Source organism: Bacillus sp. 2175, from assembly GCF_057812155.1.
Genome location: NZ_CM173819.1, coordinates 3,858,152 through 3,872,184, shown reverse-complemented (window position 1 = coordinate 3,872,184; position 14,033 = coordinate 3,858,152). Strand labels below are relative to the sequence as shown.

17 protein-coding genes are annotated in these 14,033 nt (G+C 35.9%); 12 read left to right on the top strand and 5 right to left on the bottom strand.

The features are described 5' to 3' along the window. Window positions 1-18 precede the first annotated feature (18 nt). Complete coding sequence (locus tag ACXKY9_RS19960; protein ID WP_000747211.1) at window positions 19-933, bottom strand: aldo/keto reductase; 915 nt, start codon at window positions 931-933, stop codon at window positions 19-21. Between the two features lie 92 nt (window positions 934-1,025). Beyond that, window positions 1,026-1,160 carry a Z-ring formation inhibitor MciZ gene (gene mciZ / locus ACXKY9_RS19955; RefSeq protein ID WP_000870301.1) on the bottom strand — a complete coding sequence of 45 codons (135 nt, stop codon included), beginning with the start codon at window positions 1,158-1,160 and terminating at the stop codon, window positions 1,026-1,028. A 74-nt stretch (window positions 1,161-1,234) separates the two neighbouring features. On the opposite strand from mciZ, the gene ACXKY9_RS19950 reads away from it, so the two are divergent. Beyond that, window positions 1,235-1,774, top strand: a complete 540-nt coding sequence (locus ACXKY9_RS19950) for an NUDIX hydrolase (protein WP_000067041.1) — start codon at window positions 1,235-1,237, stop codon at window positions 1,772-1,774. A 24-nt stretch (window positions 1,775-1,798) separates the two neighbouring features. On the opposite strand, the gene ACXKY9_RS19945 is transcribed toward ACXKY9_RS19950, so the two are convergent. Next, window positions 1,799-2,350 carry a GNAT family N-acetyltransferase gene (locus ACXKY9_RS19945; RefSeq protein WP_000803483.1) on the bottom strand — a complete coding sequence of 184 codons (552 nt, stop codon included), beginning with the start codon at window positions 2,348-2,350 and terminating at the stop codon, window positions 1,799-1,801. Window positions 2,351-2,505: 155 nt separating this feature from the next. On the opposite strand from ACXKY9_RS19945, the gene spoIIM reads away from it, so the two are divergent. From spoIIM to corA, 9 genes are all read left to right on the top strand, one after another. Further along, complete coding sequence (gene spoIIM / locus ACXKY9_RS19940; protein WP_013142149.1) at window positions 2,506-3,123, top strand: stage II sporulation protein M; 618 nt, start codon at window positions 2,506-2,508, stop codon at window positions 3,121-3,123. Between the two features lie 108 nt (window positions 3,124-3,231). Next, window positions 3,232-3,687 (top strand): ferric iron uptake transcriptional regulator, encoded by a 456-nt coding sequence (fur, locus tag ACXKY9_RS19935; RefSeq protein ID WP_000392657.1) that lies wholly within the window; start codon window positions 3,232-3,234, stop codon window positions 3,685-3,687. Window positions 3,688-3,790: 103 nt separating this feature from the next. After that, complete coding sequence (locus tag ACXKY9_RS19930) at window positions 3,791-4,021, top strand: YqzK family protein (protein ID WP_001250432.1); 231 nt, start codon at window positions 3,791-3,793, stop codon at window positions 4,019-4,021. A gap of 6 nt (window positions 4,022-4,027) precedes the next feature. After that, window positions 4,028-4,918 carry a site-specific tyrosine recombinase XerD gene (gene xerD, locus ACXKY9_RS19925; RefSeq protein WP_000390088.1) on the top strand — a complete coding sequence of 297 codons (891 nt, stop codon included), beginning with the start codon at window positions 4,028-4,030 and terminating at the stop codon, window positions 4,916-4,918. Between the two features lie 144 nt (window positions 4,919-5,062). Next, complete coding sequence (locus tag ACXKY9_RS19920; protein ID WP_002101286.1) at window positions 5,063-5,806, top strand: FixH family protein; 744 nt, start codon at window positions 5,063-5,065, stop codon at window positions 5,804-5,806. 354 nt (window positions 5,807-6,160) lie between these two features. Further along, entirely contained in the window at window positions 6,161-7,345 is a 1,185-nt protein-coding gene (deoB, locus tag ACXKY9_RS19915) for a phosphopentomutase (protein WP_001046079.1), read from the top strand. A 12-nt stretch (window positions 7,346-7,357) separates the two neighbouring features. Then, window positions 7,358-8,179, top strand: a complete 822-nt coding sequence (locus ACXKY9_RS19910) for a purine-nucleoside phosphorylase (RefSeq protein ID WP_001078446.1) — start codon at window positions 7,358-7,360, stop codon at window positions 8,177-8,179. Window positions 8,180-8,186: 7 nt separating this feature from the next. Further along, on the top strand, window positions 8,187-9,491 hold the full coding sequence (locus ACXKY9_RS19905; RefSeq protein WP_001243066.1) for a pyrimidine-nucleoside phosphorylase: 1,305 nt from the start codon (window positions 8,187-8,189) through the stop codon (window positions 9,489-9,491). 61 nt (window positions 9,492-9,552) lie between these two features. Continuing rightward, window positions 9,553-10,515, top strand: coding sequence for a magnesium/cobalt transporter CorA (gene corA, locus ACXKY9_RS19900; RefSeq protein ID WP_002005674.1), 963 nt, complete (start codon window positions 9,553-9,555; stop codon window positions 10,513-10,515). A gap of 31 nt (window positions 10,516-10,546) precedes the next feature. Here the strand turns inward: corA and ACXKY9_RS19895 are convergent, their stop codons facing one another. Next, window positions 10,547-11,836 carry an NCS2 family permease gene (locus tag ACXKY9_RS19895; protein ID WP_000676241.1) on the bottom strand — a complete coding sequence of 430 codons (1,290 nt, stop codon included), beginning with the start codon at window positions 11,834-11,836 and terminating at the stop codon, window positions 10,547-10,549. Window positions 11,837-11,970: 134 nt separating this feature from the next. Then, a complete protein-coding gene (locus tag ACXKY9_RS19890) occupies window positions 11,971-12,642 on the bottom strand; it encodes an SIMPL domain-containing protein (RefSeq protein WP_001161448.1) in 672 nt (223 codons plus the stop codon). 159 nt (window positions 12,643-12,801) lie between these two features. Here ACXKY9_RS19890 and ACXKY9_RS19885 point away from each other — a divergent pair, with 159 nt between their 5' ends. Next, a complete protein-coding gene (locus ACXKY9_RS19885; protein WP_001003305.1) occupies window positions 12,802-13,221 on the top strand; it encodes a MarR family winged helix-turn-helix transcriptional regulator in 420 nt (139 codons plus the stop codon). Between the two features lie 99 nt (window positions 13,222-13,320). Then, entirely contained in the window at window positions 13,321-13,866 is a 546-nt protein-coding gene (locus tag ACXKY9_RS19880) for a hypothetical protein (protein WP_000873782.1), read from the top strand. Window positions 13,867-14,033: the final 167 nt, after the last annotated feature.

Genomic DNA, 14,033 nt, shown 5'->3' with positions numbered 1-14,033 from the left:
ATCGGTAATTCGATATTTTTAACGATGCAAAGCATATGTGTCATATTTAACAATCTTTTGAAGTTGTATATATTCTTCTTTCGTTAAAGGTAACTGTTGGCTAGCTCGTATATTTTCCTGTAATTGTTGAAGCGAGCTTGCACCAGGTATAACAGCTGCAACAGTCTTATTATGTAAGCAATATTGAATAGCTGTTCCTGTTAAAGAGCGTTCTCCAATCGTTTCTTTTACACTCGCTAGAGTTGTATGTAATTCATCGTAAGAATAAGAGAGATAATCCTTTTCCTTTACTCTTTCTATTTTTATTGCATTGTTGTCAGTTAAAATTCCTTTTGCAAGTGGCCCGCGGGCAATGACGCTAATTTGGTGTTCATTCAGAAGGGGAAACCATTCTTCTGGACGACGATTTAAAAGGCTATATTCCATTAGTACACTAACGATGTTTGAGCGTTTTGCATACTCACGAACGACATTTGGGCGTATAGAAGAAATACCATAATGGCGAATAATACCTTCCTTTTTCAATTCTTCAAAAGCTTCAATTGTTTCATCTATTGGATCTTCAATCGTTCCCCCATGAAGTTGGTAAAGATCAATATAATCAGTTTGAAGTCTACGTAAACTTTCCTTTACTTCAGTTTTTATGTAAGCTTTAGAAGGATCCCAAGACCAGCCATTTTTTTCTTCTGTCCAACGATTTCCAACTTTCGTTGTAAGAACAATTTGGTCTCTTCTTCCCTTCAAGGCTTTTCCAACAAATTCTTCATTTAATCCGTAATCATATAAATCTGCTGTATCAAAAAAATTAATTCCTAAATCGATTGCTTCATCGATAATATGCATAGCTTCTGTTTCAGATGTACCGAGAGACATACAGCCAAGGCCCATTTCTGTAACAAACAAATCTGAGTTTCCTAATTGACGTTTTTTCATAGGTCAACCTCCTTACCTTTATTGTACGAGAGGGAAAAGAGGTTGACAAACGTTTACTTTTCGTTTCGCATTAACTGCCCGTAAAAGCATGATTAATGTTTCACTTTATTTGCTGTAATCCACTCTTGTACAGTTGCATACTCTTTGCTATATTGCTTTAGCTTATGGCGAATTTGCCATGCTTTTCCGACTAAAGTGACGCGATTTGGTAAAATATAAACTTTCATTTCTATCACGCTCCTTTCAATGTGGTAAAATGTATGAGGAAAGAATAGGAAATAGAACAGGGAGATGAAGTAGTATGAGTAATCTTGCAGAGAGAACAGTAAAAACTGAGCCGATTTTTGATGGTAGAGTTATAAAAGTTCGTGTTGATGATGTAGTATTACCAAATGGAGCAATGAGTAAACGTGAAATTGTAAATCACCCTGGTGCAGTTGCTATTATTGCTATTACTGATGAGGGGAAAATTGTGCTTGTTGAGCAGTATCGTAAAGCGCTTGAAAAGGCGATTATAGAAATTCCGGCTGGTAAGTTAGAACCTGGTGAAAAACCTGAGGTAACAGCAGTTCGTGAATTAGAAGAGGAAACAGGATATGTATGTGAAAATATGGAGCTCATTACTTCTTTCTATACATCTCCAGGATTCGCAGATGAAATTTTATATGTATATAAAGCGACAGGTTTGACAAAAAAAGAAAATAAAGCTGAGTTAGATGAAGATGAGTTTGTGGAATTAATGGAAGTATCGTTAGAAGAAGCGATTACTCTTATGAAAGATCTTCGTATTCATGATGCGAAGACGATGTTTGCAGTACAATATTTACAACTACAAAAATAAACACTCGCCAAAGGCGAGTGTTTTTTAATTGATTTTTGCATATACACGTGCATCACGTAAGCTACCATCTGGTGCTAGGAAATCATTTTCCATTGTACCTTCTAGAATGAATTCTAGACGTTCTGCTAAGCTACATGCATTTATATTTGTTGCATCAGTACGAATTTCAATTCTTCTAGCGCCTAGTTTATCAAAGGCGAACTGAATTGCACCTTTAACAGCTTCGGTCATATAGCCTTGTTTTGTATAGGCACTATGTAGCCAGAAGTGAAGTGAAAACTTTGGAATATCCCAGTTTTCAGGCTGTAGTGTAATTGCTCCGATGAATGTACCAGATACTTTATCGTATAAGTGAAAATCAAGTGTTTCACGAAGTAAAAACTGTCCGTGAGCTTCGCGAACAATTTCTTCAGCACTCTCTTCTGTTTCAGCGTTAATTGGTATCCACGGTACTAAGTCTTCTAGAGAAGCTTGGATTGCTTCATATACTTCTGCACCATCACCTGGAAATGGTTTACGAACTTGCAAGCGTTCAGTTTGAAATAATGTTGGAAAATCTAATAATAATGGTTTCAAGAGAAATCCCTCCTATTCTCTACTTTTTAGTTTAGCAAAGTAGAGCGGAATTTCAATGTTAATTCGTCATACTTTTTTCTTTCTTTCATACATTTTTAATAAGAGTGTGAACGGAGGGAAGGAAAATGTGGCGAAAAAATTGGCAAGACCGTGTAATGTCTCACATACAGGAAAACTCTTCATTATATATATTTAACGCCGTTTTATTATTGATGGGAGTAATATTCGGAGCTATTCTGGTGAATAGTTTACAAATCAATCAAAAACAAGATTTATCATTTTATTTACAACGTTTTTTTGGACAAGTCTCTAAAGGAGAATTTGCCATTGCGGGCGAAATGTTTCGAGAAAGTTACTTTTCGCAATTAAAATACATCGGATTTATTTGGATTTTAGGGATTTCAATTATTGGATTACCACTTATTTTTATTTTATTATTTGTAAAAGGAGTTGTCGTTGGATTTACAGTTGGTTTTTTAGTAAGTCAGCATGGATGGAATGGATTATTATTAGCATTTGTATCCGTTTTGCCACAAAATTTAATTATCATTCCAGTCTTTCTCGTTATGACAACTATTGCTGCAAGTTTTTCTTTACGGATGATTAGGCATCAATTTATTAGAAAAATAACCGAGCCACTATTACCATTATTAATCCGTTATACATGCTTCTTTCTCGTAATTGGAGTGGTGTTAGCACTTGCTTCTAGTGTGGAGGCTTACGCATCACCAGTTTTAATGAAAGAAGTCGTTGAGGCTATTAATAAAAAATAAATACTTTTTGAGAATAATTATCAATTTGTTTTTATTGTTTTTTTCTTTTGACAGAAGCCCTTCTTCTGATATAATGGTGTAAGAGTGGCGAGGAGGGAGTAGTACCGAATGGAAGAAAGAATTGAACGAATTAAGAAGCAATTACATGCAGCGAGCTACAAATTAACACCGCAACGTGAAGCAACAGTTCGTGTGCTGCTAGAAAATGAAGAAGATCATTTAAGCGCAGAAGATGTTTACCTCCTTGTAAAAGAAAAGTCGCCAGAGATCGGATTAGCAACCGTCTATCGAACTTTAGAACTATTATCTGAGTTAAAAGTTGTCGATAAGATTAACTTCGGAGACGGTGTTTCACGCTATGACTTACGCCAAGAAGGTGCGCAGCGTTTCCACCATCATTTGATTTGTACACAATGTGGTGCTGTACAAGAAATACAAGAAGATTTACTTGGTGAAGTGGAAAGGAAAGTAGAACGAGACTGGAGCTTTAAGGTGAAAGATCATCGTTTAACATTCCATGGGATTTGTAAAAATTGTCAAGAAAATGAAACGGATGAAAAATAACCTTTTCCTATTTATCTAGGAAGAGGTTTTTTATTTGAATAAGGTATAAATTGGTGAAAGCTTGGCATATGTTGTAATAACTTATATTTTGGAGGAATTTACAATGCGCCGAGCTTTAAAATTAACTTTTGATGGAATAAAAGTATTTTTATTATTTACAAGTTGTACGATTTTGTTTTATTTCGCTATACTATGGATAAATGAAGAATATGAAAGCTATCATCGTTATGAAAAACCTAAAGAAGAGACTGTAGAAAAAGTATCAGGGAATGAAGAACCGGCAAAGGATGCTTTCGTAAATAGAATGATGTTTTTCTATGAAAATGGGGAGTAGTGTAGAGTGGAAGATCAATTAAAAGATTTTATTCATTATATGGTTGTCGAAAAAGGATTAGCAAAGAATACAGTAGTATCTTATGAACGGGATTTAAAAAGCTACGTAAAGTATTTGCAAAATGTGGAACAGACGAAAACTTTTCATGAAGTGACCCGTTTACACATTGTTAATTTTTTGCAGTATTTAAAAGAGAACGGAAAATCTTCGAAAACATTGGCGCGTCATATCGCATCAATTCGTTCGTTCCACCAATTTTTACTTCGTGAACGAGCGGTAGAACACGACCCATCCGTACATATTGAAACGCCACAAGGGGAACGGAAATTACCAAAAGTATTATCAGTTGATGAAGTAGAGGCGTTACTTCAAACACCAAAAATGACAAGTGCTTTTGGGATTCGTGATAAGGCGATGCTAGAGTTACTGTATGCGACAGGACTTCGTGTTTCAGAATTGATTGCACTCAATTTAGAAGATGTACATTTAACGATGGGATTTGTTCGTTGCATAGGGAAAGGGAATAAAGAAAGAATTATTCCACTAGGAAGTTTAGCAACGGAAGCGATTCAAAAGTATATTGAAAAAGGAAGAAGAGAATTAATGGGGAAAAAAGTAGTAGATGCACTCTTTTTAAACCATCATGGTAATCGTTTATCAAGACAAGGATTTTGGAAAATATTAAAACGATTAGCGAAAGAAGCAAATATTGAAAAAGAGCTTACACCTCATACGTTGCGTCACTCGTTTGCTACGCACTTATTAGAAAATGGAGCAGATTTACGTGCTGTACAAGAAATGCTTGGACATGCAGATATTTCAACGACTCAAATCTATACGCACGTTTCAAAAACTAGATTAAAAGATGTATATAAACAGTTTCATCCGAGAGCATAGTTACTATGCTCTTTTTTTCATAGATTAAGAGGGGAAGACCGCTTCACAGAAACTTCACAAACATTTCGTATATTGTTTTCAGCAGAAGACTGGAATATTACAATGTATTTCCTCTATACTAAATAGAGTATAAAGGAGGAAATGATGATGAAAAAACTGATTATAACTTTATTTATCGCGATGCTAGCGTTGGCTGGCTGTAATACAAACAAAGAAGAACCGAAAAAAGAAAAGAAACTTGAAAGTGTAAACGTAGCAATTCAAACGAATCCGAAAGAAATTAAACCTGGTGAAAAAACAGAAGTACAAGCACTTGTTACACAAGGAAAAGAAAGAGTAACCGATGCCGATGATGTAAAGTTTGAAATTTGGAAAGATGGCGACGAGAAGCACGAGATGTTAGATGGTAAGCATAAAGGAAAAGGTGTTTATGCAGTAGAGAAAACATTTGAAACTGACGGAGTATATCATATTATTCCTCATACAAATGCACGTGATATGCACGTTATGCCAGAACATAAAGTTGCTGTAGGAAATGCGAAAGTAGAAGATGCAAAAAAAGAAAATAGTGACCACAGTGCAGGACATGGAGATCATAAAAGTGACACAATGATCCATCTTATGGCTGGAGACATAAAGGCAAATGCTGAATCTACAATGAAAGTTCATTTAAAGCAAAAAGAAGAAGCATTAACTGGTGCTGAAGTACAACTAGAGATTTGGAAAGATGGTGTTGAAAAACACGAATTTATTCCAGCGAAAGAAGGGAATAAAGGAGAGTATGAAACGAAACATACTTTCAAAGAGAACGGTGCTTACAAAGTGAAAGTACATGTAAGAAAAGGCGAATTGCATGAACATAAAGAAGAAACAATAGAAGTAAAATAAAAAGTAGCTCTTTAGAGCTACTTTTTATTTTTAATATGAAGAAATAAATCATAAAAAAATTAGCACTTCGTTGCAGAATGGATTACAATAGAAGTGTGAAGAAAATGAGAAATTCTACGAAAATGTATTAAAAAGAAAGCGTAAACATGTTATGATATCAGTATCAGATGTCTGACATCTGACTTAGAAAAAACTAGAAATGTTTTTGAATCGTTTCAAGTAAACGAAATAGGTTAGAAAATGATTTAAAGAAGTACTGTTTGACAATGAGAATTCTTTTTGATAACAGTTTCACTTTATAGCGTTTTGAACATACTACAAGAAGTAGAACTGAACTTATAGGAGGGCGCAGTTATGAATAAATATAAACGTATATTCCTAGTCGTAATGGACTCTGTGGGAATCGGTGAAGCACCAGATGCTGAGCAATTTGGTGATTTAGGATCTGACACAATTGGTCACATTGCTGAACATATGAATGGGTTACAAATGCCTAACATGGTGAAATTAGGTCTTGGTAACATTCGAGAAATGAAAGGTATCTCTAAAGTAGAGAAACCACTTGGATATTACACAAAAATGCAAGAGAAATCTACTGGTAAAGATACAATGACAGGTCACTGGGAAATCATGGGCCTTTACATTGATACACCATTCCAAGTGTTCCCGGAAGGATTCCCGAAAGAATTACTTGATGAATTAGAAGAAAAAACAGGCCGTAAAATTATCGGTAATAAGCCAGCTTCTGGAACTGAGATTCTTGATGAACTTGGTCAAGAGCAAATGGAAACAGGCTCTTTAATCGTTTATACTTCTGCTGATAGCGTATTGCAAATTGCAGCACACGAAGAAGTAGTGCCACTTGATGAGTTATATAAAATCTGTAAAATTGCACGTGAATTAACATTAGATGAGAAATACATGGTAGGTCGTGTTATTGCTCGTCCATTCGTTGGTGAACCTGGAAACTTTACACGTACACCAAACCGTCATGACTATGCATTAAAACCATTCGGCCGTACAGTAATGAATGAATTAAAAGATAGTGACTACGATGTAATTGCTATCGGTAAAATCTCTGATATTTATGATGGTGAAGGGGTAACTGAATCACTTCGTACGAAGTCTAACATGGATGGAATGGATAAGCTTGTAGATACATTAAATATGGACTTTACAGGTCTTAGCTTCTTAAACTTAGTTGACTTTGATGCATTATTCGGCCATCGCCGTGATCCACAAGGATACGGAGAAGCTCTGCAAGAATATGATGCACGTCTTCCAGAAGTATTCGCAAAACTAAAAGAAGATGATCTATTATTAATTACAGCAGACCACGGTAATGATCCAATTCACCCTGGTACTGACCATACACGTGAATATGTACCATTATTGGCATATAGCCCAAGCATGAAAGAAGGCGGACAAGAATTACCACTTCGTCAAACATTTGCTGATATTGGTGCAACAGTAGCAGAAAACTTCGGTGTGAAAATGCCAGAATACGGAACAAGCTTCTTAAACGAGCTAAAGAAATAGGGGGATAAACAAATGAATCGTGAACTTATTACAAAATCAGCTTCATACTTAAAAGAGAAATTTCAAGAGACACCACAAGTAGGACTAATCCTTGGATCAGGACTAGGTGTATTAGCAGACGAAATTGAGAACGCAGTAACAGTACCTTACAGTGAAATCCCTGAATTCCCAGTATCAACTGTAGAAGGCCATGCAGGTCAACTAGTATTTGGTACACTTCAAGGTGTAACAGTAGTAGCAATGCAAGGACGTTTCCACTTCTATGAAGGATACGACATGCAAAAAGTAACATTCCCAGTTCGTGTTATGAAAGAACTAGGTGTAGAAACAGTTGTTGTAACAAACGCAGCTGGTGGTGTAAATACATCATTTGAGCCAGGCGATCTTATGTTAATTTCAGACCACATTAACTTCATGGGTACGAATCCATTAATCGGACCAAATGATTCTGAAATGGGCGTACGTTTCCCTGATATGTCTACGTCATATACGGTAGAACTTCGCGAAATGGCGAAACAAGTTGCAGCAGACTTAAATATTAAAGTACAAGAAGGTGTATACGTAGGAATGACAGGTCCTGTATATGAAACACCTGCTGAAATTCGTATGCTTCGTACACTTGGCGGAGATGCAGTTGGTATGTCAACAGTACCTGAAGTAATTGTAGCGCGTCATGCTGGTATGAAAGTGTTAGGTATTTCTTGTATTTCAAATATGGCAGCTGGTATTTTAGATCAACCACTTCACCACGATGAAGTAATTGAAACGACAGAACGTGTTAAAGCTAACTTCTTAGCATTAGTAAAAGCAATCGTAAAACAAATGAAGGGGTGACTTCACAATGAGAATGGTGGACCTAATTGCAAAAAAACGTGACGGACATGCATTAACGACAGAAGAAATTAACTTTATTGTTGAAGGATATACGAATGGTGATATTCCTGATTATCAAGTAAGTTCACTTGCAATGGCAATTTTCTTCCAAGATATGAACGATCAAGAGCGTGCCGATTTAACGATGGCAATGGTAAATAGCGGTGATACAATCGACTTATCAGCTATTGAAGGTGTAAAAGTAGATAAGCATTCAACAGGTGGTGTTGGTGATACAACGACACTTGTATTAGGTCCATTAGTAGCCGCTTTAGATGTACCAGTAGCGAAAATGTCTGGACGCGGTTTAGGACATACTGGTGGTACAATTGATAAATTAGAAGCAGTTCCAGGATTCCATGTGGAAATTGAAAACGATGAATTCATGCGTCTTGTAAATGAAAACAAAATCGCTGTTATCGGTCAAAGTGGTAACTTAACACCTGCTGATAAAAAGCTATATGCACTTCGTGATGTGACAGCAACAGTAAACTCAATTCCGCTTATTGCAAGTTCGATTATGAGTAAAAAAATTGCTGCTGGTGCAGATGCAATTGTTCTTGATGTAAAAACTGGAGCAGGTGCATTTATGAAAACGGATGAAGATGCAAAACGTTTAGCAGAAGCAATGGTACGTATCGGTAATAACGTTGGTCGTAACACGATGGCAGTTATTTCTGATATGAGTCAACCACTCGGTGAAGCTATCGGTAACGCATTAGAAGTTCAAGAAGCAATTGATACATTACAAGGTAAAGGGCCGAAAGATTTAGAAGAGCTATGTTTAACACTTGGAAGTCAAATGGTGTACCTTGCTGGACAAGCTTCATCTTTAGAAGATGCACGTGAAAAGCTAATTGAAGTAATGAACAACGGAAAAGCGCTAGAATCATTTAAAACGTTCTTATCAGCGCAAGGCGGCGACGCATCTGTTGTTGATGACCCTTCTAAATTGCCACAAGCACAATTTAAAATTGAAGTGGAAGCGAAAGAAGACGGATATGTATCAGAAATCGTTGCAGACGAAATCGGAACAGCAGCAATGCTTTTAGGAGCAGGACGTGCAACGAAAGAGTCTGAAATTGATTTAGCAGTTGGTCTAATGCTGCGCAAAAAAGTAGGCGATAGAGTGCAGCAAGGTGAATCTCTCGTTACAATTTACGCAAACCGCGAAAATGTTGAAGATGTAAAAGCGAAAATTTATGAGAACATGAAGATCTCTAAAGAACACGTAGATGCACCAACTTTAGTACACGGTATCGTAACGAAGTAATAAAAAAAAGCTGAGGAGATTTCTCCTTGGCTTTTTTTACTATTTTTTGTTTATAATAATAATGGGTGAAATTATGATTAGAATTTGTGCAGTAACAAAAACAGATGAAGTATTATATGATGTTTCTCTAGAAGAAACAAAGAAAGACCATATTGTATGGTATTGGCTAGATTTATATAAGCCAACGAAAGAAGAGTATACATATATTCTGCAAGACCATTTTAAGTTCCATCCCCTTGCAATTGAAGACTGTATAGAATATGTACAGAGGCCAAAAGTTGATTTTTATGATGGATATAACTTTTTAGTACTTCACGCATTTGGGGAAGATGGACTAGAACCGCACGAAATCGATTTATTTATTAGTGATCGTTATATTGTTTCTTTCCACTTTTCTCATAACAATGCAATCGAAAGAGTATGGAAAACACTTGGAGAAAAGAAGCGTATTAAAAATAGTCCTTTACACGTAGCTCATACAATTATCGACCAAATTGTAGATGACTATTTTGCGCCTGTATATTACATTGAGGATCATTTAAATGCAATTGATGATAATTTAACGGGGGAGACAGCAGGAAGTGTATTAGAAGAGGTATTTGATATACGTACAGATTTATCAAAGCTAAGGCGTACAATCATTCCGATGCGTGATTTATTATATCGTATTTTAAATTCGACTCGTTTTTACGGTATAAGCGATCATGAAATTTACTTTAAAGATATACATGATCATTTGCTTAAACTAACAGAAATGATTGAGGCAAGCCGAGAGTTAACAGCAGATATTCGGGATAGTTATTTTTCATTAAACTCACATCATATGAATAACATTATGAAAACATTAACTGTATTCTCGACTATTTTCATGCCATTAACATTTATTGCGGGAGTATATGGAATGAACTTTACGCATATGCCAGAGCTTGGTGGACAATATAGTTATTTTATTTGTCTACTTATTATGGCACTAATTGGCGGCGGAATGATGGCCTGGTTTTATAAAAAAGGATGGTTTAAGTAAAAAAACACCGAGGATTTCCTCGGTGTTTTTTTTAACCAATAGCATGTAATACAAACATAGCTAAAAATAAGCATGTAATGATATACATAGATGGTGCGACTTCTTTACGCTTTCCAAGAGCAACTTTTAAGATAGGGTAAGCAATAAATCCGAACGCAATGCCATCAGCGATACTATATGTGAGCGGGATCATAACGATAATTAAGAATGCTGGAAATCCTTCTGAAAAGTCATTCAGAGGAATTTGTTGAATGCTTGTAATCATCAGACCGCCAATAATAATTAAGATTGGTGCAATGGCACTATCAGGAATTAATTTGACAAATGGAAGAGCAAACAGTGATGCAAAGAATAGCAACCCAGTAACGATAGACGTCAGACCTGTCTTACCACCTGCAGTAATACCTGCGGCACTTTCTACTGTTGAAACGGTAGGACTTGTGCCAAATAGACCACATGTTATTGCTGAAATTGCATTGGCTTGGTAAGCACGTGGGAATTTACGATCATCTTCTAATAAACCGTGCAGAAGTCCCATGTTCTCAAAGATAAGCACCATGCTTAAAGAGAATGTTGCAATCCAAAATGGTAAGGAAGAAAGTTTCCCAAATGACATAGCTCCAAACACATCACCGTAATTAGCGAATGAGAATGAACTACTTCCCACTTGACTCGTATCCACAAGACCAAATAGCCAGGCGATACCAGTTCCTATTGCAATCGTCCATAAAAAGTTTCCACGTACGTTACGAATAAATAATACAAGTGCAATGATAAGAGTAAGTAATGTCGCAAGAACGACAGGATTACTTAATTTCCCCATTGCCACAGCAGTATTTGGGTTCGAAACGACTAAACCACCTTTTTGCAATCCGATAAACGCTAAAAATAATCCGATGCCGACAGTAATCGCTTCCTTTAATGACTTTGGAATTGATACTGATAGCACGCGAGCGATTGGTGTAAAAGCGGCAATTGCAAAAATAATACCAGAGATAAAGACAGCAGCCAATGCTTCTTGCCAAGTTAGTCCAAGCGTATGCACAGCTGTGTACGTGAAGAATGCATTTACACCCATACCCGGGACAAGAATAGCAGGTGCATTTGCCCAAAATGCCATGAGTAGACATCCGACAAATGAACTAAAAACAGTTGCTAAAATTCCAGCTTCAAGAGGAATGCCAGCATCTGATAAGATTGACGCATTTACAATCATAATATATACGATTGTGAAAAATGACGTAACTCCAGCTAATACTTCTTGTTTTGGTGATGTTTCGTGTAAACCTAATTTAAATGTTCTTTCAAGTATTCCTTTCATGTTAAACCTTCTTTTTCATATCCCTCTCCCACCCGTGATATCTCTTATGTAAGAGCTCACCGTTCTTTATTATATCAGAACATCATGTTTTTACAACAAGTAAAATGATAACGTTTACTTGTAAAGAGAATTCGTTATAAATACGTAAAAATAGCCCGTATGGATGAAATGATTTCTAATTCACCCGATTGAATGGGAGGGGCTGCTTGCGCATGTAAAGTAGCATAAGACGTAACCTCCCGTGGTAATTGGGCAGATTCTTCAACGAATGAGAGGGGAACAGGATTAATATTTAAATTATATGTACTCGCAATAGCACGAGCTTTTTCTACTGCTTGGTGCAGAGCTTGAATGAGAGCTTGCTCATAATATTTATTTGGATGAGATACTCGGAAACGTAAACCTTTTGCTACATTTGCGCCATTTGAAACGGCTATATCATATACTTCCCCAGCTTTTTGTACATTTAAAACGGTAATTTCATACAAATGCTCCACGCGGTATCCTTGTAGCAATGCTTTATCATTTACATATTCGTATTGAGGAGTAATTGTATAAGAAATCGTTTCTATATCTTTATCGGCAATACCAAGCTGTTTAAGTGCATCCAGCAATTGTTTGGATTGCACTGCATTTTCTTCTTGAGCCTGTTTTACATTTTTATCATCTGTTCGAATGCCAAGCGTTAATATAACAACATTCGGTTTTGCTTTGACAACGCCTTCGCCTTGTACAGTAATAGTAGCTTCTTTACCAGTATTAGCTGTGCGTACGTTGTGTAAATAAGGATTCATTCCACCCTGCATTTTCCATCACCATCCTTTTTATATGTATATGTGTGAACAAAAAAGAAATTTATATGAAAAAAGTTACATAAATGAGAATGTTGAGGAAAGAAAGCATGTACAACATAGGTATTTATAGATTATAATATGTGTAAATATGATAAAAAAGGGACGAGGCTATTGAACGAAAAAAGAGAAACGCTGATTTTAGATTTATCTGCATCATTTCGAAAAATGATACGTTTATTACAAAATGATATTAATACACGTTTTGCAGAACATATGCCATATAATGAATTTTCTGTATTACGTGCGTTATTTTTAAAGAGTCCACAGATGGCTTCGCAAATTGCGAGTGAAGTAAACGTAACCTCCAGTCATATTACAGCTGTTACAGATCGTCTCGTACGAAAAGGATTAGTAGAAAGAAAACGTTCTAATTCAGATCGTCGAATCGTGTATTTAGAAATTACAGAGCACGGAAGAGAAGTAACTGAAAAACTTGAAGCTGTGCGTAAAGAATATTATAAAGAGAGATTTAAAGGTTGGAGCGACCAAGAAATAGAAATGGTCTTAGAACTATTTGGCCGCGTATTATAATAAATGAGGATAGGAAGCGAAAGCATTCCTATCCTTTTTCTTTTGAATAAAAATATTTTGAAACTCCGATACTTTAATTAAAAGATCGGAGGAAAGATTATGAAATATATTGCTGCACTTACCATTTTATTTGGTGGTTTTTTCTATTTTCAAACATTTACGTACGCAGATACGCCTATCCAAGTGGTACGAAAAGAAGTGAAGTACATTGAAACCGATAATACAGTCTTATATTCGAAATTATGGGTTCGTTCTATGCAAAACGCAGTATTATTCCACCATAGCGATAATATTCGTAATCAGGACACATTACGTAATGTAACAAGTTCATCGCTTGTTAAAGCGAAACAACTATTTTTTCAGAAAGCAGCACTCTATATACCGAGACTATCGCAATACGTATCAAAAATAGGAAAAGAAAATATTCAAGTGTACTACATTGCGATTCACTATAATGTGAAAAAAGAAAATGCATATCAATTAGATGGCATGAACTATTTTCTACAAGTATTTGTGAAAGAGCGTGGGGAATGGAAAATTGCTGAAAGTGTAGTTGCACCGACAGAGCAAATTGTGCAAAATGGTGATGGATTTGGGATGAAAGAAGAGATGGTGTATGGGGATAGGAGAGAGAATGTGAAATAACCTCTTTATTTAGATCGGGATATATAATAAAAAAGCATTGCTCTTGTGCAATGCCTTTTTTATTTGGTTCATATAAGAGTTAAATAATTCATAACATATTTCTTTTGTCATTATATACCTTTTTTGTCAGCTTCTATTTAATGTCATTGTTCCGTGTTTATAGTTTC

Bases quoted from the DNA above. Each gene is read 5' to 3' on its own strand.
- ACXKY9_RS19960 (WP_000747211.1), bottom strand. From the start codon at position 933: ATGAAAAAACGTCAATTAGGAAACTCAGATTTGTTTGTTACAGAAATG.
- mciZ (WP_000870301.1), bottom strand. From the start codon at position 1,160: ATGAAAGTTTATATTTTACCAAATCGCGTCACTTTAGTCGGAAAAGCA.
- ACXKY9_RS19950 (WP_000067041.1), top strand. From the start codon at position 1,235: ATGAGTAATCTTGCAGAGAGAACAGTAAAAACTGAGCCGATTTTTGAT.
- spoIIM (WP_013142149.1), top strand. From the start codon at position 2,506: ATGTCTCACATACAGGAAAACTCTTCATTATATATATTTAACGCCGTT.
- fur (WP_000392657.1), top strand. From the start codon at position 3,232: ATGGAAGAAAGAATTGAACGAATTAAGAAGCAATTACATGCAGCGAGC.
- ACXKY9_RS19930 (WP_001250432.1), top strand. From the start codon at position 3,791: ATGCGCCGAGCTTTAAAATTAACTTTTGATGGAATAAAAGTATTTTTA.
- ACXKY9_RS19920 (WP_002101286.1), top strand. From the start codon at position 5,063: ATGATGAAAAAACTGATTATAACTTTATTTATCGCGATGCTAGCGTTG.
- deoB (WP_001046079.1), top strand. From the start codon at position 6,161: ATGAATAAATATAAACGTATATTCCTAGTCGTAATGGACTCTGTGGGA.
- ACXKY9_RS19910 (WP_001078446.1), top strand. From the start codon at position 7,358: ATGAATCGTGAACTTATTACAAAATCAGCTTCATACTTAAAAGAGAAA.
- ACXKY9_RS19905 (WP_001243066.1), top strand. From the start codon at position 8,187: ATGAGAATGGTGGACCTAATTGCAAAAAAACGTGACGGACATGCATTA.
- corA (WP_002005674.1), top strand. From the start codon at position 9,553: ATGGGTGAAATTATGATTAGAATTTGTGCAGTAACAAAAACAGATGAA.
- ACXKY9_RS19895 (WP_000676241.1), bottom strand. From the start codon at position 11,836: ATGAAAGGAATACTTGAAAGAACATTTAAATTAGGTTTACACGAAACA.
- ACXKY9_RS19890 (WP_001161448.1), bottom strand. From the start codon at position 12,642: ATGCAGGGTGGAATGAATCCTTATTTACACAACGTACGCACAGCTAAT.
- ACXKY9_RS19880 (WP_000873782.1), top strand. From the start codon at position 13,321: ATGAAATATATTGCTGCACTTACCATTTTATTTGGTGGTTTTTTCTAT.